Source organism: Microcoleus sp. S13C4 (assembly GCF_036700865.1).
GTDB lineage: Bacteria > Cyanobacteriota > Cyanobacteriia > Cyanobacteriales > Microcoleaceae > Microcoleus.
This window is the reverse complement of sequence record NZ_JAUBPS010000004.1, coordinates 42,497-63,793: the sequence shown is the minus strand read 5'-3', so window position 1 is coordinate 63,793 and position 21,297 is coordinate 42,497. Positions and strand designations below refer to the sequence as shown.

The following is a 21,297-nucleotide window of genomic DNA, read 5'->3' as shown; positions in this document are numbered from 1 at the left end:
AGTTGATGCGTTGTTATATATCCGAAGCCGTTAGAGGCGTGCCCGAGTCCACAATCCGAACCAACCGCAGACAATATTAACACAAAACCCGCCCCCACGCAGCGACTCATCCTGCTTCCGGCACCCTCACCTTATTACCAATCAAATTCAGAAAACTCGTTCCAAAATGTTGAATCTCCAAAAAATTAGCATAGGAAGGAGTTGACTTGTAAACTCTAAAAGTCCGCATAATTCCTAAAGTCGCGGCACTTTCCAGCGGGCCGATAAAGCTAGTATCCCTGTCCAAAAAATGAGACTGCTTAGCCCAGTGTGCCATCTGTTCCGCATTCAAAAAATAGCAGCCGGAATGAGGATTCAACGCCCGCTCAAAAGCGACTGTTTGTTCCATGATTTTTCCCATTAACTGCCGCTGCTCCTCTATTTTTTGAAACTGAGAAGTTGCTGAGTCTGCTAAATCACCATCAACATATGCTTTAAACACTGCGCCTTTAGGCGCTATTTCATAGCGATTAGGTTGCAGCAAATTCCCATTTCCCCCGTGATGCGTAAACCACTTTAATTTACTAAAAAACCACGGATCGTGCAGAATTAAATCATCTTCCAAATAACAAAAATAATCGTATTTGTCTAGACACGCTCGCAAAACTGCTTGACACTCAAACCCCAATAGCAGCGGTTCGCATTTGGTAGCGTGGTGCATAAAACATCTGGGCTGCACTGGCAGTTGAGGCAAGAGATGATAGCCTTGAGTAGTGCAAATAACAATGTCAATTTCGTGCTGTTGAGATTGATTGGCTGGGATAGTTACACATTCGCTAATGTCAATCATGGACTGAGATTTGCCGTACAAAGCTTGCAGCGCTGTCACGCAAGCTGTTAAAGCATTGAGTCGTGGTTGCGGATCATTTCGCTGGGAAGCGTGTTTCCCCTCGCCGCTGGGATTGTAAAAGTGAGCAATAGTGAAGAGAATTCGCATTGGTGTGGATTAACAATTAGAAATTAAACAATAAAACAGAACGATCGCACAATAGCCTATAAATTTTACCGCATTTAGTCGGTAAATAACTCCGGCAGGCGATCGCGCAACTCAGCATTTAAACGTGGCAACTCTTCCCGCATCTGTAAGTACCAATCTCGCCGCTGCCGGTAGTGCCCACACAGCAAGCGGTTGTCGCGCACCCATTCGTAAGCATTAGCGGCTATTCCCCGGCGCCGAGAAGTGTCAGAAATCAGCGAATTTAGTTTGGTTTCAAACTCTTTTTCATATCGATAAATCAATCCGGTTTCACCTTCGACAATTGAATGTTCGTACACAGTGGGACTGGCCAGCACCGCTACTCCCCGCGCTGCACATTCAATAAATTTTAAGTCGGATTTCGTTTCGTTAACCGGGTTGGAAACAAGCGGCAGCAAAGCTATATCGCAACTGTACATGATTTCTTGATACCGTTCGTAGCTGCAAAATGGTTCAAATTCTTTTTGCTGTATTTGCAACGCTTCAAAAAATCGGCGGTCATGGATAACTTTAACTCGAATTCGGGGTTTGTGTGCGACTAAAACTCGATTTAGCGCTGCCATAATCGGCTGCCAATCTTTTTCGCGGTTGAGTGCACCAAAAAAAATTGTGACTGTATCTTCTGTCGGATAAATTCGCGGCGGAGGTAAATAAGCTAATTGATTGGGAAATACTGCAACATTAGGATTGTAGTGCCGCAAAATTTTTGCTAGCGGTTCTGTAGAAGTTTGAACGCAGTGACAGCCGCGATAGCTGAGGTAATTATTATCTGCATATTCGCGGCGGCGGATGGGATTGTCGTCAATTTCAGCTACTATTAAATAGCCTTGTTGCAACAGTTCTTTGAGTTGGGGAATGTAGGCGGGATATTGCATGATTGTCCGCTGCCAGATGAAGACTTTTTCTTCTCCCAGCAGGGGGGGAATTAATTCTGCTGTTTTCACGCCGGATACGGTGCGGACACCGGGAATTGTAGCGCTAAATTTATCCGGTTCCAAAACTCGCACACGATCGCACCCTGTAGGAGCCATAATGATAGTCTGAATCAGCAGTCTGCGCGCAGGTACGGTCGATTTGGTCGATCGCACGATATAATGTTCAGCACCTGTTTCCGTAGCAAAGCTGCTCGATGTTAGTTCTAAAGCCTTTACCATTGGATGCAGTAATTCCTGAAAGTGGACAAAATTTTCGGTTTTGTGTCCCTTCCCTTGAAATTCGTAAACCTGCAATCCGGCTTGAGCAAATAGTGATTTAATACTTTCTAGGGTAAACCAGTGCTGCATCTTACTGTCGGGATTCTCCCACTGTCCCCGCAAGAGATTGACAATCCGTCGCCAGTATTGAACATTAGGGATTCTAGCGAGAATTTGCCCCTCTGGATTCAGCAAAGCACTGTACTGCTTGAGGACTTCCCAAGGGTTTTTGAGATAGGGTAGCAAGTCGCCAAAAACCAAACAATCGACGGTTCCTGGGGCGATGTCGAGACTTTCGAGGGCAATTTCTTCAATATCGGCTACCGTCACCCAGTTTAGGCGATCGACTGCAATTTGGGCTTTTTCTCGATCGCATTCAATGCCAATATACTGACAATGGGGATTGATCAGTTTGTACTGTTCGCCCGTCGAGCCCGTACCGCAGCCAATTTCAACAATGACTTTAGCATCCGGCGGTAGCAGCTTCAAGAAGTCGTGGTTGGCGCGATCGATCACTTTCTCTAAAATTCCTGATTAGTTTATCGTAAAATAATACAGAGCAACCCATGCCAACAGACGACCAGCCGAAGGTTAGCATTGCGATGCCAGTATACAATGGCGCTCGCTATCTTTGTCAAGCATTAAATTCTCAGTTGCGAACTTTTTTTCTTTCTCTTCTCTTGTTCTGCCTTAAGAGTGTTTCCTTTAAATCTTATTCACCAATCCTGCTGGATTGCTATATAGCAATCCTTGCAGGAGTCGTAAATTTTTTACCCCACCCCAACCCTCCCCGCGGGTTCGGGGAGAAAGTAAGAAATTCACAAATGATTTAGTCTTGCTATATGTTAGCAAATATTCAGCAAAATTATAATTTTTTCTCTAGCCTACCCTTTTTTAGCGCAATTAAGCCGATCAATTAATTCGGTTTCTTCTCAAAAAATCCACACTACACGCTGCTAAATACATTAGAAACTATGAACCCTAATCTAGGAATGAACATTGCCGGCTACATCAACGGCGAATTTGGCATAGGAGAAGGTGTCCGAGCCAATATCAGGGCTGCAGAAGCCGCCGGGCTTCCCTTCGCCCTAAACAATTTTACCCGCAGTCCCCACCGCAAGAAAGACACCACCTATCAAAATTTTAGCCAAGACAATCCCCATCCCGTAAACTTAATTCAAGTCAACGCCGACGAAGTTACAACGTTTATCAAACATACAGGTTCCACCTATTTTGAAAACAAATACAATATCGGCTTTTGGGCCTGGGAACTTCCCGCATTTCCCCCAGAATGGCAGCCAGGATTTAATCACTTTCACGAAATATGGACTTACAGCAACTATTGCGCCGAAGCAATTGCCGCAGTAGCGCCAATTCCCGTTATCAAAATCATGCCTAGTATTGCTCTCCCCGCACCTTCCCTGAACAGAGAAGCACTGAATTTACCGAAAAATAAATTTATTTTCTTGTTTGTATTCGACTTTTCCAGCCTCATAGAGCGCAAAAATACTTTAGCGACAATTCAAGCATTTAAACAAGCTTTTGGGGGAAATAACAGCGTATTATTGGTCATCAAATCTTCTAATTCTAACAACTTTTCAGCGGCGCAAGCATCCTTAAACTCAGCCATAGCAAATAATTCCAATATCAAACATCTAGACGGGTATTTGTCCAAAAATAAACTTAACGGCTTGCTCTATAATTGCGACTGTTATGTATCGCTGCACCGCTGCGAAGGATTTGGCTTAACCATGGCTGAAGCCATGTTTTACGGCAAACCCGTAATTGCCACCGGCTATTCATCAAATACAGAATTTATGAATGTCGGCAACAGCTATTTAGTCAAGTATAAGTTAATCCCAATTGAGAAAGATTGCGGGCCTTACAAAAAAGGCAATGTTTGGGCCCAAGCGGATGTCGAACACGCGGCGGATTTAATGCGGTACGTCTTTAACAATTACCGGGAAGCTCAAGAAATTGGAGCGATAGCGGCCGAGGAAATTCAGAACTTACTCAACCCGCAAGTTACAGGTAATAAAATTAGAAAACGTCTCGAATATATTGCCGAGATTACCGATAACTTTCAAAGCATACCTCTGTCAGGAACAGCCAAAGCAAAGTCTGCGAAAATTAGGGCATACTTGCCCCCATCACAGCAAAAAAGTCAATCAAAAGGAGAAATACAAAACGAGCAGCCGAAGGTTAGCATTTGCATTCCGACATACAACGGAGAAAAATTTATTGGGGAAGCAATCAAAAGTGCTTTGGCCCAAACTTACCCTAACATAGAACTGATTATATCCGACGACGGTTCCACAGACGAAACAATTGCGCTCGCACAATCATTCCAATCGCAAACCTCAGTCGATTTCCGCATCGTACTGCACCGCAACTACGGCTTATCACAAAACTGGAATTTTTGCATTTCTCAAGCAAACGGTCAATACATTAAATTTCTGTTTCAAGATGACTTGCTCGCACCAGAATGTATTGAAAAAATGGTCGCCGTCGCCCAAGAAAACCCAGAAATAGGTATGGTTTTCTCCCCGCGCGGCATCACCATAGCTGAAGATGAATCTAACCCGATTTTGCGGAGAGCTTCCCAATCAATTAAAGATTTACATAAAAGCTGGTCGAATTTAAAATCTATTCAGCCCGGAAAAGACTTACTAGCAGATACTAACTGCTTGAGCAACCCCATAAACAAAATCGGCGAACCGAGTACCGTCTTAATTGCTGCGCGAGTCTTTGAAGAAATAGGATTATTTGATTCGGGATTATCTCAGTATGTAGACTTAGATATGTGGTGGCGAATCATGGGGAACTATCACATCGGATTTGTAGATGAAAAACTGTCCTCACTGCGGATTCATCCCGAACAACAAACTTGGAAAAACTTCGCGGCTGGGGAAAATCATAAGGATGTAGTAAGATTTTACAAAAAACTACTAAATAGTCCTGATTACAGTTTCCTGGATCAACAAATCAAACAGACAATCCGCCAAAAGCTGGCATTGAGAACCCAGCCGAGTTTATCGGAATTGTCAGCAATGCTTGAGCAATACAATAAATTCCCCTCAAAACAGTCTCTTCTCGCGCTGCGCCACTACCGCCAACAGCTAGCGGAATATTGGCTGAATTTGCCAGCGAAAAAATTAGAAACGGCTTACTCACAAGACGCCGGAAAAGCTCATAAATTGCTCCTAGATAGCGCCCTCAAAAATGAAACTTTAACTGAGGAAGAACAAAGTTTTGTCCAGCAGTTATCCTCGAAACTTGCTGAAGGAGGGGAAATTGCCGAGAAGATGCAATATCTCCTCGCAGCGATGCTGTACCGCGACGCTTATCAGTTGCCACTTGAGTATAAAAATGCAGCAATTCCCCAGTGGTTTTTCGACGACTTTTTGAAATTTATCTTTCAGTCTCCCGGTTATTTTAAACAAAACTGGGAAATAGAAAGGTACTCTGAATATTTCCAGCAGTTAATCAAGTATGTCGCTGCTAATATAGCCAGTTTTCCTGATTCAGAAGTGTGGCGTTACTTGGCGGCTTTTATTGCGAAAAGAGTTAGTTTCCAAGCTTTGTATTTGAGCGAGCTAAATCTGCTCAATATATTGAGTCATCGAGCTGATATTATGGAATTTTATTTGAAAAATATCGGCTGTCAACTAGAATGTAATTTTCCTGAGATAAAACCTGGAATAACTAAAATTAGAGTTGGCTTTTTGCTTGATAAAATTAGTGATGAAGCCGAGACTCGTGCTGCAATTACGAATTTTGAATATTTAGACAGAAGCAAATTTGAAATAATCGTGTACTATTTCCCGGTACAAGACGAGCGACTGGGGAAATATTGCGAAAATTGCGCCGACAAACTGGTGCAACTGTCCGAAGATTTGCCCAATCAAGTTCGAGAAATTCGATCGCACGATTTAGATATTCTGCTAATCTGCACCAATACTACCGACACTTCTCAACCAAGCGCCCTGCTGTGCCTGCACCGACTAGCGCGGGTGCAAATAGCTACCGGTGCATCAACCCCCGCCACCACGGGCGCCCCAAATATTGATTATTTCATTGCCGGAGATTTGACATTGCCCGCAGGTGCAGCAGCAGAGTATCGCGAAAAATTAATTACTTTAAAAGGCTCAGGAGTTTGTTTTAGCTATAGTGTAGGCTCAGCACCTGCCATAGTTGAACCGACTCGTAGCAGTTGGGGAGCCACTGAGGAATCTGTAGTGTTCATGTCCGGCGCTCCAGCTTTTACAATTATCCCAGAATTGAGAGAAACTTGGGCAAAAATTATTGCTGCCGTACCGAATTCTCTTTTAGTTTTGTATCCCTTTAGTTCCGGCAATGAAAAATATCCGACAGTGCCTTTTTACAACCAAATTCGATCGCTCTTTGCCGAATTTGGGGTTGACAAAAAGCGCTTAGTTGTGATTAAAGCGCTGCCATCTCGCGCAGATTACATAAAATGTCTGGAATTGGCTGATATATATTTAGACTCCTATCCATACAGCAGTGCCTGCTATGCGGCAGAAGCGCTGTGGGTGGGGTTGCCTGTAGTAGTAAGAAAAGGGCAAACAGGGCGATCGCGACAATCAGCCGCCGTGCTCGAAGAACTGCTAATTCCGGAACTGGTAGCAGACAGCAAGAACTCTTATTTAGAACTCAGCATAGCACTGGGAACCAACCCCGAACTGCGCCGGCACTACCGCGATCAAATCGATCACAAAATGGCGACAAACCCGAAATATCTCGACAGTCGCGCTTGCTCGACCCAACTCGGCACACTCTTTGAAAGACTATTCCGAGGGTGAAGGAAGAAGGAAGTTCAGCAACTAAGCTGTTTACGGGATTTAACGGATGGATGTTGAGGGAAGAAGGAAGAGGGCAGAAGTAAAAATTTTCCCACTCTCCCACTCTCGCATCCCACTACCATTCTGAGACCCGCGGGGAACCCCTCGCTAGGCAGAGCGTCAAGAAATAGACAGCAATAGCGCTAGCCCACTGACGGTCTGCTATCATCGGGGAATCGAGGGGTTAGTGGTTGTCGCTCTTTTCCTGCCACAGCTAAATTAAAAGGGGAAGCGCAAGTCAGTTGGAGATAAAAAAATGACAGGACTTTTTCAAATAGGCGATAAATTACTGCAAGCTCAGGATATGCCATCGCTCCTGAAGCGGTACCAGTTAATGCCGCAATTCTTACGCGGTGTAATAGTAGACCAAGCAATCGCATCCTTTAGTTGCAGCGACGAAGAACGCCAATCCGCCGTGGAGAACTTTCTGGCACAACACCAACTGACAGCCCCCGAAGCCAAAGAAGCTTGGCTGCGTGGCCAAAACATGACGGAAGAAGAACTTCAAGAGATGGCCGTCAGGCCCTTGCTGATCGAAAAATTTAAGCAAGCCACTTGGAGACCTAAAGTAGATAATTATTTTTTAACCCGCAAAGCCAGCCTAGACCACGTAGTCTATTCCCTGGTACGCACCAAAAATCCAGCACTGGCAAACGAACTTTACTTTCGCATCCTCGAAGGGGAACAAACCTTTGCCGAAGTGGCCCGCGACTTTTCCGAAGGGCCAGAGTCCAAGTCCGGTGGCTTGTTGGGCCCAGTACCCCTGAGCCAGCCCCACCCGGCGATCAGCAAACTTTTGTCCGTCAGCCAGCCAAATCAACTCTGGACGCCGCGTCCTCTGGCAGAATGGATGGTAATTATTCGACTAGAAAAGTTCATGCCGGCCCAGCTCGATGAATCGATGCGGCTGCACTTGATTAACGAACTCTTTGAAAGCTGGCTCGCCGAACAGATCTCGCAAATAGGCCCGCTACAGCCCCTCTCTTCCGTGTCTTCAATATCATGACTTCTTCCGCTGTTTCCCTCTCTCAGATTCAGGATTTCCTAGCTCAAACACCTCCCTTTGATCGGCTCTCAGAGACGGCTCTGTCAGCCTTGGTGGCTAAATGCCAACTCCTCGGCTACCGGACGGGGCAACCCCTGTTTGAACGGGAAAAAATGCCGACTCAGGTGGCAATTATCTATCAAGGTCAGGCCCGGCTGCTGGGCTTTGACCAGCGCTCGCAGCGCCACGTAAGTTTACGCTTGGTGCAGTCGCAGGAAATTCTCGGCTGGGCTGGCTTGCTCAGGGGAGTTCCCTGCGAAACGGCGATCGCCTCTACAGATGTGATCGCGATCGTCCTACCCGCCGAAGATTTCCTGAGCGTACTGGAAAAACAGCCGACCTTTGGAGAAGCCTTTCGCGAACACTGTTCCTTGAGCGAAGTATTTGAACTGTTGAGCCTGGAGTTGCAGCGCCAAGCCGACGGCACTTCCAATCTCAAGGAACTCACCCTGCAAGCTTGGCAAGACGCTACAGTTGTCAACGTGCCAAACGGCAACAAAAAAACTCAAGACATCGCCAAAGAGCTAGATGCCGATAGAGTTTGGCTCGTCAGCAGCGGCGTCTTGGGCGACTTTCCCACCGGCAGCCGCTTTTCTGTGGAAAACGCAGCCAAATCCTTAAAAGTAGAAGGTCGCCTCGGTGCTCGCTTGGTCGGCTTCCGGGAACCCCCAGAACCCCAACCCGAAACAGACTCATTAAATGGCACGACAGAGATAGTAAGCCCTGGGCAGAATCCGCCCGGCGGAAAATTCATCGAGGTTCTACCGGGCCCAGACCGTCCCCCAGAACCCAAAACCGACCAACCAAAGGATGCGGCAAGATACCCAGTTTTCCGCGCCAAAGGGCAGATTGACGCCCCGCTAGCTTGCTTCCAAATGTTGAGCAAGTATTTCGGCCTCAAATTTCGTCGAGATATCATCCGCAAAGTTCTAGAAAATCAGTTAAAAACCGCCGGTTCCATCAGCATCCAAGCCTGCGGGGCGATCGCCCAAAGCATCGGCCTCACGCCCCAATTGGCGCAAGTGCCAGCCGATGCCATCAACCGCATCAAAGCCCCGGTAATGATTAAATGGGAAGACAGCTTTGCCATTATTTACAGCATTACCGAGCAAGAATTGGTGATGGCGACAGCCGAAAAAGGATTGATGCGGAAGCGGATACCTCAGTTTAAAGAAATCTGGGGCGAACAGGGAGAAGTCCTGCTGCTGCAAGCTCCGCAAGTCGAACAAAAAGAGCAGTTCAGCTTCTGGTGGTTTGTGCCGGCTCTCATGGAACACAAGACAGTGTTTTTTGAGGTGTTGCTCGCTTCGTTTTTTGTACAGCTATTTGGTCTTGCCAACCCATTAATCAGCCAAATAATTATTGATAAAGTATTAGGTCAGCGCAGCATTGACACCTTGGATATTTTGGGGGCATTTCTGTTAGGTGTTGCTCTGTTTGAAGGACTGCTCAACGGTTTACGCACCTTTTTGTTTATAGACACCTCAAACCGCATCGATGTCAGATTGAGTGCGGAGGTAATCGATCACTTGCTGCGGCTGCCCCAAAATTACTTTGATAATCGGCGCGTGGGAGATCTGGTTTACAAATTCAGCATGATGGGCCAGATTCGGGAATTCATGACGAGTACAGCTCTGACAGTGGTTCTTGATGCAGTATTTTCGGTGGTTTACGTCGCCGTTATGCTCTCCTACAGCGTGCAGCTAACGTTTGTATCTTTGGCAGTGGTACCGATACTGGGGCTGATGATTGTTCTAATCAATCCGCTGGTGCTGCGCCTAATCAAACAGAGAAATATGCGTTTTGCTGACTCTCAATCTTATCTAGTGGAAGTAGTCAGCGGGATTCAAACTGTTAAGGCTCAAAATATTGAATTGAAATCCCGTTGGGAGTGGTCGAGCCGCTACGCAAAATACATTACCGCCAGTTTTAAAACAATTATCACCGGGACTACGGCCGGTACGGTTAGCAGCTTTTTAAACCAGGTGGGTAACTTAGCTCAGTTGTGGGTGGGAGCTTATTTGGTACTGGGAAATCAGATTACTTTGGGTCAGTTGATTGCTTTCCGAATTATTTCCGGGAACGTGACTGGTTCGCTGCTGCGTTTTGTGAGCGTCTGGCAGAGTTTCCAAGAAGTGTCAATGTCGATCGATATGCTCAAGGATGTGGTCGATACGCCGACCGAAACCAGCGATGAAGACCGGAGCAATATCCCGCTGCCGGCAATTCAAGGGCAGGTTACGTATGAGGAGGTTTCCTTCCGATTCCTGGAGAGCGGTCCACTGCAATTGGCTAATGTGAATTTGGAATTTCCCGCTGGCAGTTTTGTGGGAATTGTGGGGGGAAGCGGTTCGGGTAAAAGTACCGCGATGAAGTTGTTGCAGCGTCTTTATCCGCCGCTGTCGGGCCGGATTTTTATTGATGGGTACGACATTGCCAAGGTGGAATTATATTCGCTCCGCAGCCAACTTGGGGTAGTTCTCCAAGATACTTTGCTCTTTAACTGCTCGGTACAGGAAAATATTGCTCTGAGCAATCCCGATGCGAGTACGGATGAGATTGTGCGAGCTGCGAAATTAGCGGTAGCTCACGATTTTATTATGAGTTTGCCTGCTGGCTACAATACGATAGTTGGAGAGCGGGGTTCGTCGCTTTCTGGGGGTCAAAGGCAGCGTTTGGCGATCGCCCGCACGATTTTGCAAAACCCGAAACTGCTGATTTTGGACGAAGCTACAAGCGCCCTTGACTACCATTCCGAACGCCAAGTTTGCAATAACTTAGCAGAAGCTTTCGCCGGCCGCACGGTGTTTTTCATTACTCACCGCCTGACTACCATCCAAAACGCTGATGTAATTATTATGATGGATCAAGGTTCGGTAGTCGAGCGGGGAACTCATAAAGAATTAATGGCTCTTAAAGGACGTTACTACTGCCTCTTCCAACAACAAGAGTCATCGAATACCTGATATCTAACAACTCACAACTGCTCACTAACGCTTAACAACTGAGAACTAACAAATGGCTATGAAATCGTTAATACTTTCTGAGCAACCAGTCATTCTCGAAAAACCAGCGATTTGGTCGCACTTGTTTTTGTGGATGATCATGCTGATGACCACTTCTGCTGTAGTTTGGGCTTATTTTGCTAGCGTAGAGCAAGCTGTCCCCGCTGTGGGTCAATTGGAGCTCAAAGATGGTGCTAGAGACATCCAAGCACCTGCTACGGGCGCAGTGGTGAGACTTCACGTTGAAAATGGCGATCGTGTGGAAAAAAACCAGCCTCTGCTCACTTTCAATCCCCTTGCACCCAGTGCCGATTTAACATCGATACAGAAAACTAAAGAAGCTCTGGAAAAGGAAAATAAATTTTACGAAGATGTTGTCAACGGCAAAATTCAAGGCGCTGTTCCTTCTAACCTAGAATCAACAATCAAGGACAGACAGAGCCTCACGGCACAAAATCAAGTGCTGCAAGCTTTGATTGACGAACTGTACCTCAATCGGGGAGCTAGCGGAAATTTTGATGCAGCCCAGCAAGGACTTTATGTTAATTATCGATCGGAGTTTCTGTCTCGCGTAGCTGCAGCTCAAGGCCAAGTTCAGGAGTTGGAAAAACAACTGAAGCAAGCTGAGGATGCTGAGAAAGCCGCAGGCGAGCAAATGACCGTAGCACAGCAACAATTTGGTTTTGCCCAAAACCAATTAAATTATGCCCAGCAGCAGTTAACTTCATCGAAAGAGCAAGTAAAATCGGCCCAGGCCCAGAAAGATTTAGCCGAAGAACAGTTAGCGAAATCTCAACAAGTATTGAAGTCGAATCAAAACATTCTAGGCAGACTCGCCCCCCTGGTGCAGGAAGGAGCCATCGCTGAACTGCAAAAAGAAAAACAGGAACAAGATGTTTTCAGAGGCCAAAGCGACGTTCTCAAACAGCAAGATCAAATCAAGCAGCGCGAAGGTGAAATCAACTCTCGCAAAGGCGAAATTAACACGCGCCTAGGTGAAATCAATACGCGCCGAGGCGAAATTAACGCACGTCAAGGTGATATCCAAAAAATTACTGCTGAAATACAGCGTCAGCAAGGAGAGCAAGCACGCATTCAGGAGTCCATCAGCCGCGCCCAAGAACAGTTAAAAAACACCAAGGATTCCTGGGCGAAAGAACTTTATACCAAAATTGCTGAAAACCAGAAACAAATTGCCAGCAGCGATTCTCAGCTAAGCCGCTTCAAAGTGGAAAACCTGAAAAAGTTGTCCGAGGTGAACGCTCAGCTAGAAAAGGCTCAACAAAACCGCGATACCCAAGTTCTGAAGGCTCCGGTATCCGGCGTTATCTTCGATTTGAAACCTTCTACGAAGGAAAATTCTAAGTTGGATATAGCGAAAGATCCGATATGCCAATCCATTATTAACTCAGTGATCAAACCGGGTGAACCGCGCCCAAAACGCTGTGAAGAAGCTTATTACGAAGCGCAGCAAACTGAAAAACTACTCAAGGTTTTGGATGACGAAAACGGTTTGGAAGCAGTTGTTTACCTGGAAAACAGCAATGTGGCTCTGGTATTGGATGCTTTGAGACAGAAGCGGGAAAAATTGGAACCGTATCACGGCAAACAATTAGACGGAGAAAAGATTGACTGCGAAAAAGGTAAAAGTTGCGTTTGTCCAGAGAAGGAAATTAACAGAGAGAAACTGGGTTTGACGAAATACCAATGTGTGCCTGTGGAAGTGAATGTAGAAGCTTTCCCGGCTCTGGAGTTTGGTACTGCTGAGGGTGAAGTGAAAGAGATTAGCAGCGATGCTGAGCCTCCTACTGAACTGCGGAAATACTACGCTTTCAAAACCAAAATTAAGCTCAAGAATCAGAAGTTTCTTTTGAACAAGGGCAAGGCAAATCAAGTTGAGGTTAACTTGCAGTCTGGAATGTCCGTGAGTTCTAATATCAATATCGGCAAGCGGAGTGTTTTGCAGATGTTTATCAACCGATTTACTGGGAAAATGGATACGTTCAAGACTATTAAGTAATTCGGTTAACCGACTTGAACGCGAGACTTTTAGGCTGTTCGGAAACCCGGTTTCTTCAAGAAACCGGGTTTATATGTGTGATGTTTTTCAACTTGTTTGTAGTAAGGAATGCAAGTCCCTATCGGCCCAAACTATGAGGAGTGAAGTCTTCACTACAAACTTGATAAAAATTATTTAACCGGGTTTGATATAAAATGGTGATGGCAATCAGTGCGATCGCACATTCATGAAAAAAAATATTTTATTTACTCTATATCTAATTCCTGTTATCTTGTTAATCGGATTTGTAGCGAATTTTAGCGTTAACGTTCCCGTTGATGACGAGTGGAGGTTAGCTAGCCTTTTTGAAAAAATAGCTGGGGGAAATGTAACTTTTAACGATTTTTGGGCTTTGCACAGCAACCACCGCATACTTTTCCCTAAAATAATTATTGCGGTTGTGGCTTTTGCTTCCCGATGGAATATTAATTATCAGTTTTGTCTCAGCATAGGTTTGGCTGCGATAACTTTTATCGCTATGTACAAGTTATCCTCGATGCAAGTTAAGAATGTCGCGGATGATTTGTGGCATTTAGCTAATATTTTAACTTGTGTTTTGCTTTTCTCTCTAGTTCAACACGAAAACTGGCTTTGGGGATTTCAATTAGCGTGGTTTTTAGTCAATTTGTGTTTTGTAGCTGCGGTTTATGCGCTGAGTCCAAATCGCAAATTTTTGCCTAATATAGCCGTCTTTAATCTGATGAAACAGAGATGTTGCACCCATCTCGATAAGCTATTTAGGAACGGGCAAGATGCCCGTTCCACAAGAACATTGAATTTTGGTGGAACGGGTATCTTGCCCGTTCTTGAGAATGATGCAACACCTCCGATCGAACATAGTACGAACACGGAACTGTCGTGTGCCTACAATATTCAAATATCGATTGCTGCTTTATTCTGCTTTATTGCTAGTTTTTCCCTCGCGCAAGGCTTGCTGTCTTGGTTGGCTGCAATTCCGGCTGTGGCGGCGTTAGAAGGAAATGCGGTAGAAAAAAGAAAAAGATTGATTCTATGGATATTGCTGTTTGCTGCAACTTGTGCTATTTACTCAATTGATTATCATCCCAGTCGAAAAACAAGTATTATTTCATTGTTGAATAAGCCCCTGATGGTAATTGATTACTTTTTGAGTCTGTTGGGTTCGCCAATTGTGCGATCGCCGGGAATTTCAGCATTGGTTGGATTGCTAATATTCGCAACTTTCTTATTTTTGGGATTCCACTTTTGGAGAAAGATTACCGAGCAGGGTGAGGCTTTACCTTGGCTGTCAATAGGTTTGTTTTCGGTTTTATCGGCTCTGTTTATTACGGCTGGGAGGGCAGAATTTGGGGCAATTCACGCGCTTGAATCGTCGAGGTATACGACTAATTCAATTTTGCTCTTAATTGCTTTAGTTCAGCTAGGGCAATTGTTTATCCGAGGTAAGATTGCTACCATAAATCGCAACTATAAATTGGTTTATCGGGTGTTAGCAGGGCTGTTAACTGGGATAATTATTGTTAACTCTCAACAGGCGATCGCCCAATCTCGCTCAGCACTTCTTTACAAACAAGGCGCTCAAGATTGTTTGCAGTTAATTAATTATCTGGAACCATCGGATTTTTTTGAGAATTCGCCGGAAAGCTGTTTGAGAGTGCTGAGCAAAAAAACTTGGCTGGTGAGAGAAGGCGCTGCAATTATCGACAAAATAGGTTGGAGAAAGTTCGCGAAAAATGTAGAGTTTATTTCTAATACCGAGAAAGTTTACGGTTATTTAGACAAACCTCAAACTAGCGATAAATCCTTGACTGTTAAGCAAAATGATGCTGTCAAAGCTGTCGGTTGGGCGGTTTTGCCAGAAAATTTGCAACAACCAAATATTGTACTGCTATCTGTCGGCGAGAAAAAATCTTTTTTTGCTAGCGCTTATGTAAATTTGGACAGTCCGGACATAGGTAAGAGTTTAAAATCGGAGTTATACAATAATGCAAGGTGGGCTGTTGATTTGTCGGCTAATAATTTGCCGATCGCCCAAACTGAAATTAAAGCTTGGGTGTATAATCCTGTTGACAACCAGTTTGTCCAGTTGCGCGGAGGATGAGGAGTGAAAATTTCTGTGATTATACCAGCTCACAATGAGGAGGGCTGTTTGTACGGTACTGTGCGGGCGATCGCCCAGACGCTCGATTTAGAAGGCATTCCGCACGAAATTTTGATTGTGAATGACAATAGTGTCGATCGAACTATTGATATTTGCCAGGAGTTGTCAGAGACTTTTCCCACAGTTAGATACATCAACAATCAACCTCCCAACGGTTTCGGATTTGCTGTGCGCCGGGGATTGGCGGAATTTGACGGAGATGCTGCGGCAATTGTGATGGCGGATGCTTCCGACGATCCGATGGATTTGGTAGCAGGATACCGCAAATTGCAAGAAGGATATGATTGCGTTTTCGGTTCCCGCTTTATCAAAGGTGGCTTTATAGTTGATTATCCAATTCACAAGTTAGCAATTAACCGCTTAGCAAACTGGTTTGTGAAAAGTATTTTCGGCTTGCGGTACAGCGATGTCACCAATGCTTTTAAAATTTACCGCAGAGAAGTTATTGAAGGCGTGCAACCGATTTTGAGCCATCATTTTAATTTGACAGTGGAACTGCCTTTAAAAGCTATTGTCCGGGGTTTTTCCTATACGGTGATTCCTCTGAGGTGGTACAATCGGACTGCTGGTATTTCTAAGCTGAAAATAAAAGAGATGGGCAGTCGGTATTTGTTTATTGTCTTGTATGTCTGGCTGGAAAAACATCTCTCTCGCGGCGACTACCACCGGACTAGAAAGATAGCAAAGTTAAAAGTCAATGCCTGAGAGAATTTTAATTGTTGGTGGTGCGGGTTTTATCGGCAGTTGTTTGGCAATTGGCCTGAAAAAACTGCACCCGGAATGGCAAATAATTTGTTTAGATAACCTGCGTCGCCGGGGCTCGGAATTGAATCTGCCTCGGCTTAAAAGTTGCGGTATTCAGTTTGTTTACGGGGATATTCGTACAGCGGCAGATTTAGATCCAGTTGCACTAACTGCTGACTGCATTATAGATTGTGCGGCGGAACCTTCTGTGCTGGCTGGTTTTAGTTCGCCTCAGTACGTTTTGCAGACGAATTTACTGGGCACTGTGAATGTTTTGGAGTTGGCGAGACAGACAGGTGCGAGTTTGTTGTTTTTGTCTACGAGTCGGGTTTATCCGATCGCCACTGTCAAGTCTATCAAGTTGTTGGAATTGCCGAATAGATTTGCGATCGCCCCCGAGCAAACTTTACCCGGTATATCCGAGTTGGGCATATCAGAAGAATTCCCATTAAAAGGACACCGTTCGCTTTACGGAGCAACTAAATTAGCTTCGGAATTGCTGATTGAGGAGTACAGGGAAGCATACAATGTGTCGGCAATTATTAACCGCTGTGGGTTAATTACGGGTGCTTGGCAAATGGGTAAAGTCGATCAGGGAGTTTGCGGTTTGTGGGTGGCGGCTCACTATTTTCAAAAGTCGCTAAGTTATATTGGTTTTGGCGGCAGCGGGAAGCAAGTTAGGGATTTGCTGCACGTTGAAGATTTGTTGAGGTTAGTTAATTATCAGTTAGAACATTTTGCTGAATTTGACGGCGAAGTTTTTAATGTAGGCGGCGGTTTGAGCAACAGTCTTTCTTTGGTTGAGACAACTGATTTGTGCCAAAAGGTTACCGGGAAATCGATTTCAATTAATCCTGTTTTGGAGGAACGCGCGGGGGATATTCCGATTTTTATTACTGATTCTTCTAGGGTGATGGAGAAAACAGGATGGCGGCCTGTTATTGGGCCGGAAGCAGCTTTGCAGGATATTTATAATTGGATTGCTGCTAATGAGGTGGTTTTAAGTTCGATTTTGTAGGCATTTTTTAACCGCAGGTACAGGGGGATAAACGCGGCTAAACGCAGATGAATCTCTCTGCCTGCATCTGACTGGGAATGCCTGTCATGAGGCTCTGCCTCTATTGTTTTGTTTCGATGCTTTAACAAACATTTGACCTCCCAAAAACCTCCACAAAACCGGCAATTTTAAGTAAACTTTTAAAAGCCAGGGCGAGGTCGGTCTGCCTTTTGTCGAAAATGGCAAAAATCTGGGTATAATTAGGTCGATTTCAAAGCCGACGGTTTGTAACAGTTCTTGCAGCGATAAGTGGGTAATTGGTAATTGATGATCGATAAAATCGTAATATTCTTTGAAAGAATATTTAAAATTTGGTTGGACAACTAAGATAGAACCCCCTGGCTTAAGCGCCTCAAAGCAAAATGAGATAATTTGGATGAGTTCTTCTTTATTGCGGAGATGTTCAAAAAAGTTAGAGATAAATATCCGGTCAAATTGTTCGCTAAAATCTGGTTTATCGTCAAAAGTTAAAACATCAATGTTCAGCACTTTTACATCAGGATTGGCAAACAACTTGGAATCGGGATTGAGATCAATTAAATATTTTTTTTTAGCCTCTATTTGATTTATAAACTCGCAGTAACCGCCGCCAATATCTAAGACCGCTGATTCGGGAGGAACATAATATTGTAAGAAGTCGTCAATTAAAACTTTCCATAGTGCCACCTTGGCTTGCAGTTGTCTGGAATCAAATCGATTGGCGTACAATTTTTTGAGATATACGTCGGCTTTCATAGTAAAATAGCAGAGACTGAGTATGAGTTTATCACGCGATACAGCCAACTATGAATGTTATATCTACGGAAATACCGGAAGTTCTGATCATTGAGCCGAAAATTTTCGGAGACGATCGCGGTTTCTTTTTTGAGAGTTTCAATCACAAAGCTTTTGTCGAAAAAACAGGTGTGACGGCCGAATTTGTTCAAGACAATCATTCCAAATCGTCTAAAAATGTGTTGCGCGGTTTGCACTACCAAATGCAGCAGCCTCAAGGCAAATTGCTGCGGGTAGTTGCTGGCGAAATATTTGATGTAGCGGTGGATATTAGAAAAAGTTCGCCGACTTTCGGAAAGTGGGTGGGGTGTTTGGTGAGTGCTGAAAATAAACGGCAATTTTGGGTTCCGGCGGGATTTGCTCACGGTTTTTTAGTGGTTTCGGAGACGGCTGAAGTTTTGTACAAAACTACAGATTATTACGCACCGGCACACGAGCGGTGTATCCTGTGGAATGACCCTGATTTGGCGATCGACTGGCCGCTAGATGGTGCCCAACCAATCTTATCAGCTAAAGACCAAGCGGGACAAACCTTCCAAAAAGCTGAAGTTTTTGAACAATGAAAATTTTACTCGCAGGTGGCAGCGGACAGCTAGCTCAAGAATTGCAGCCGATTTTATTATCTTTGGGAGAGGTAATTGCGGTCGATCGCACTCGCCTCGACTTATCCCAACCCGAAAGCATCCGTCAGGCAATGGCTGAAATTCAACCGGATTTAGTCGTCAATGCGGGTGCTTACACTGCGGTAGACAAAGCAGAAAGCGAACCCGAATTAGCACACGCAGTCAACGGTATTGCCCCAGGAATTTTTGCAGAAGAATGCGAAAAACTGGGAGCAAGTTTGATTCACTTTTCTACTGATTATGTATTTGACGGCAGCCACGGTTCTGCTTATCGGGAAACAGATTCTACGAACCCGCTGGGAACTTACGGTAAGTCGAAATTAGCAGGCGAGGAAGCAATTCGGAAAGCGGGAAACCGACATATTATTATTAGAACCGCATGGGTTTATGGCAATGGCGGCAAAGGTAATTTTGTCAAAACCATGCTGAGGTTGGGAAAGGAAAGGGAAGAAATTCGAGTAGTAGCAGATCAGATCGGAAGTCCTACTTGCACGGGGGATTTAGGGGAGGCAATTTCGCGAATTATTCCTCTGCTTGGCCCAGAAACTTTTGGGACTTACCAGTACACTAACAGCGGTGTTTGTAGTTGGTACGATTTTGCGATCGCCATTTTTGAAGAAGCAGCACAACTCGGCCTTCCCCTAAAAGTTCAGCGCGTAATTCCCATCACCACCGCCGAATATCCGACACCTGCAAAACGTCCAGCTTTTTCTGTCCTCTCTACGGTAAAAATATCCGCACTTCTAGGCACGCATCCTCCCCACTGGCGGCAAGGGCTCAGACAAATGCTGGCAAAAGAAGTCAAATGAAAAATTGAGTAAATCTGTCTGTAAATTAGCCAGAAACCGGGTTTTTTCACCAAAATACTTGGTTCAAACCCTCAATCAAGTAAAAAACCCGGTTTCTTTAATCCCAGCGCGTACAACTTAGCCCAAATCGATTAAAAATCTCCCCCTGTTGGAATCCATGAAAGTCAAGCAACCATATATTTTAATTACCGCATCAGTTCTCGGGATTCTAATACCAGCGTCATATATTTTGTACCTGATATCCCAAGCGGGAGACTTGTCTAATTTTGATTATTGGTGGATGACGTGGAATTTTTATTCAGTAGACGGTTTTTCTACCAATCCTTTTAATTGGATATTTCGGGCGAACGAGCATTTTGTCTTGATTCCGGCAATTATTTATGGCTTGAATATAGTTGTCACCCAAGGTTCAAATATTGGTTTATGTTTAGTTGCCTGGTTCTTGGCTTGGATGCAGTGCCACGTATTAATTGCTCTGCTTCCGTTAAATTTGAGGCGTTTTCCGCTGCAATTTATCTCGCTACTCCTTTGCATTTCTATTTTTAATTTCACTCCGGCGGCGGCTCACAATTGGATGCGGGGATTCAGTGGCGTTCACTGGATAATTGCTAATTTATTTGTGATTTGTTCGATATTTTGTTTGCAATCCTATGCGACGCTTTTGTCAAGTAAGAGGGAGACAGATCCTGCTGATATTCATTCCCAGGCAGAGCCTGGGAATGAAGAGTGGAAACAAAATAAGTGGGTAATTGGCAGCATTGTTTTTGGCATTTTAGGCTGTATTAGTTACAGCACTCCTTTAGCTTTGTGGCCGATATTGTGTGCGACTGCTGTTGTGCTGCGGTTTCCTCGGCGAATAACTTATTTGTATTTCATTGCTGCGATTGGGGTGATTGGCATTTATTTTTTAACTTATAAAACTCCATCTTATCACCCTTCTTTAACTAAAGTTAACCCGCTGAAAGCTCTCGAATATATTCCCACGTATCTCGGCGGAATTTTTAGCGAAAATATTATTGTTGCTTCAATTATTGGTATAATTGGTTTGAGTGCAGCGACGGGTTTTGTGGGTTATTGGCTATTTGTAAAAAAGGTCAATCGCGCGGATTGGCTGCCTTGGCTATCAATCCAACTTTACACGCTGCAAACGGCGTTAATGGCCGCGGTTAGTCGATCGGGATTTGGCGTCGAACAGGCCACCGCTTCCCGCTACGCCACACTTCCAGCCTTGTTTTGGATGAGCACAGTTGTGCTGACAGTATTGTGGGTGCGCGAGTTGCAGCCCACACCAAGAATTCAAGGGCGTTGGCTGACACCGCTGTTTGCAGTCGCCACAGTTGCGATTATTTTAATGTACGGGGTGGGAGGCGAAACTGCAATGGCGATCGCCCGCAGAGCAACCTATCAACCGTTAGTAGCATTATCACTGCAATTAGGCATCACCGACGTAACGCTAATTAAAGACCGCGTAGGCAATAGACCTGCCGCTTTTATCGGGTTAATCGACGCCTTAAAAACTAACAATTTAGTGCCATTTAATCGAGACATCAAAAAGCACAATTTCTGTGCAGCATTAGACACAAAAATAGACCCAAATTTACTGTCAGCGCCCAAAGACGGAGTACCCGGATATTTTGATACAGTAACTAAACTCGCACCAACAGCAGCGAGAGTAATTGGCTGGGTAGGAGACCCCGAAAACAATGTAAAATGTATTGCCATTCTCAACCAAGAAAATGTCGTTCGAGGTTTTGCCATGTCAGGATTTCCGCGCCCAGATTTAGTTAACTTGTTTGGCCCTTCCTACGAATTCGCAGCTTGGAGAGGATACATTCAAACATCACCAACAGATAAATTATTGACAGCTTATGCCTCCTTTAAAAACCGCGAAGGTTGGGTAGCTTTGCGGAACTCCCAAGTTATGGATAAAAATTAAAACACCTCTCTTTCTCCTTCTCTGCGCCCTTTGCA

At 44.8% G+C, this 21,297-nt stretch carries 13 protein-coding genes; 10 read left to right on the top strand and 3 right to left on the bottom strand.

From position 1 onward, the window contains the following. Positions 1–106 precede the first annotated feature (106 nt). Together QT996_RS03360 and QT996_RS03355 are read right to left on the bottom strand one after the other, a co-directional pair. The gene (locus QT996_RS03360) at positions 107–976 is read right to left on the bottom strand and encodes a calcium-binding protein (protein WP_333044522.1); all 870 of its coding nucleotides are present in this window, start codon (positions 974–976) and stop codon (positions 107–109) included. 74 nt (positions 977–1,050) lie between these two features. Continuing rightward, positions 1,051–2,724 (bottom strand): methyltransferase domain-containing protein, encoded by a 1,674-nt coding sequence (locus tag QT996_RS03355; RefSeq protein ID WP_333044521.1) that lies wholly within the window; start codon positions 2,722–2,724, stop codon positions 1,051–1,053. 458 nt (positions 2,725–3,182) lie between these two features. Between QT996_RS03355 and QT996_RS03350 the strand changes: the two genes are divergently transcribed. From QT996_RS03350 to QT996_RS03320, 7 genes are all read left to right on the top strand, one after another. Then, the gene (locus QT996_RS03350; protein WP_333044520.1) at positions 3,183–7,031 is read left to right on the top strand and encodes a glycosyltransferase; all 3,849 of its coding nucleotides are present in this window, start codon (positions 3,183–3,185) and stop codon (positions 7,029–7,031) included. A gap of 295 nt (positions 7,032–7,326) precedes the next feature. Then, positions 7,327–8,076 carry a peptidylprolyl isomerase gene (locus tag QT996_RS03345; protein ID WP_333044518.1) on the top strand — a complete coding sequence of 250 codons (750 nt, stop codon included), beginning with the start codon at positions 7,327–7,329 and terminating at the stop codon, positions 8,074–8,076. Further along, positions 8,073–11,081, top strand: coding sequence for a peptidase domain-containing ABC transporter (locus QT996_RS03340; RefSeq protein WP_333044516.1), 3,009 nt, complete (start codon positions 8,073–8,075; stop codon positions 11,079–11,081). Before QT996_RS03345 ends, QT996_RS03340 begins: the two co-directional genes overlap by 4 nt. Positions 11,082–11,139: 58 nt before the next feature. Then, positions 11,140–13,140 carry a chromosome partitioning protein ParA gene (locus QT996_RS03335; protein ID WP_333044515.1) on the top strand — a complete coding sequence of 667 codons (2,001 nt, stop codon included), beginning with the start codon at positions 11,140–11,142 and terminating at the stop codon, positions 13,138–13,140. Positions 13,141–13,366: 226 nt separating this feature from the next. After that, entirely contained in the window at positions 13,367–15,259 is a 1,893-nt protein-coding gene (locus tag QT996_RS03330) for a hypothetical protein (protein WP_333044513.1), read from the top strand. Between the two features lie 3 nt (positions 15,260–15,262). Further along, positions 15,263–16,024, top strand: coding sequence for a glycosyltransferase family 2 protein (locus QT996_RS03325; RefSeq protein ID WP_242724549.1), 762 nt, complete (start codon positions 15,263–15,265; stop codon positions 16,022–16,024). Next, a complete protein-coding gene (locus QT996_RS03320; RefSeq protein WP_333044511.1) occupies positions 16,017–17,081 on the top strand; it encodes an NAD-dependent epimerase/dehydratase family protein in 1,065 nt (354 codons plus the stop codon). The genes QT996_RS03325 and QT996_RS03320 overlap by 8 nt, the downstream gene beginning before the upstream one ends. An 84-nt stretch (positions 17,082–17,165) precedes the next feature. Here the strand turns inward: QT996_RS03320 and QT996_RS03315 are convergent, their stop codons facing one another. After that, positions 17,166–17,855 carry a methyltransferase domain-containing protein gene (locus QT996_RS03315; RefSeq protein WP_333044509.1) on the bottom strand — a complete coding sequence of 230 codons (690 nt, stop codon included), beginning with the start codon at positions 17,853–17,855 and terminating at the stop codon, positions 17,166–17,168. Positions 17,856–17,905: 50 nt separating this feature from the next. Here QT996_RS03315 and rfbC point away from each other — a divergent pair, with 50 nt between their 5' ends. The 3 genes from rfbC (at position 17,906) to QT996_RS03300 (ending at position 21,262) form a co-directional block, all read left to right on the top strand. Beyond that, on the top strand, positions 17,906–18,457 hold the full coding sequence (gene rfbC, locus QT996_RS03310) for a dTDP-4-dehydrorhamnose 3,5-epimerase (RefSeq protein WP_333044507.1): 552 nt from the start codon (positions 17,906–17,908) through the stop codon (positions 18,455–18,457). After that, a complete protein-coding gene (gene rfbD / locus QT996_RS03305) occupies positions 18,454–19,326 on the top strand; it encodes a dTDP-4-dehydrorhamnose reductase (RefSeq protein ID WP_333044505.1) in 873 nt (290 codons plus the stop codon). Before rfbC ends, rfbD begins: the two co-directional genes overlap by 4 nt. A 157-nt stretch (positions 19,327–19,483) precedes the next feature. Beyond that, positions 19,484–21,262, top strand: a complete 1,779-nt coding sequence (locus QT996_RS03300; RefSeq protein ID WP_333044503.1) for a hypothetical protein — start codon at positions 19,484–19,486, stop codon at positions 21,260–21,262. The last annotated feature ends 35 nt before the right edge of the window (positions 21,263–21,297 follow it).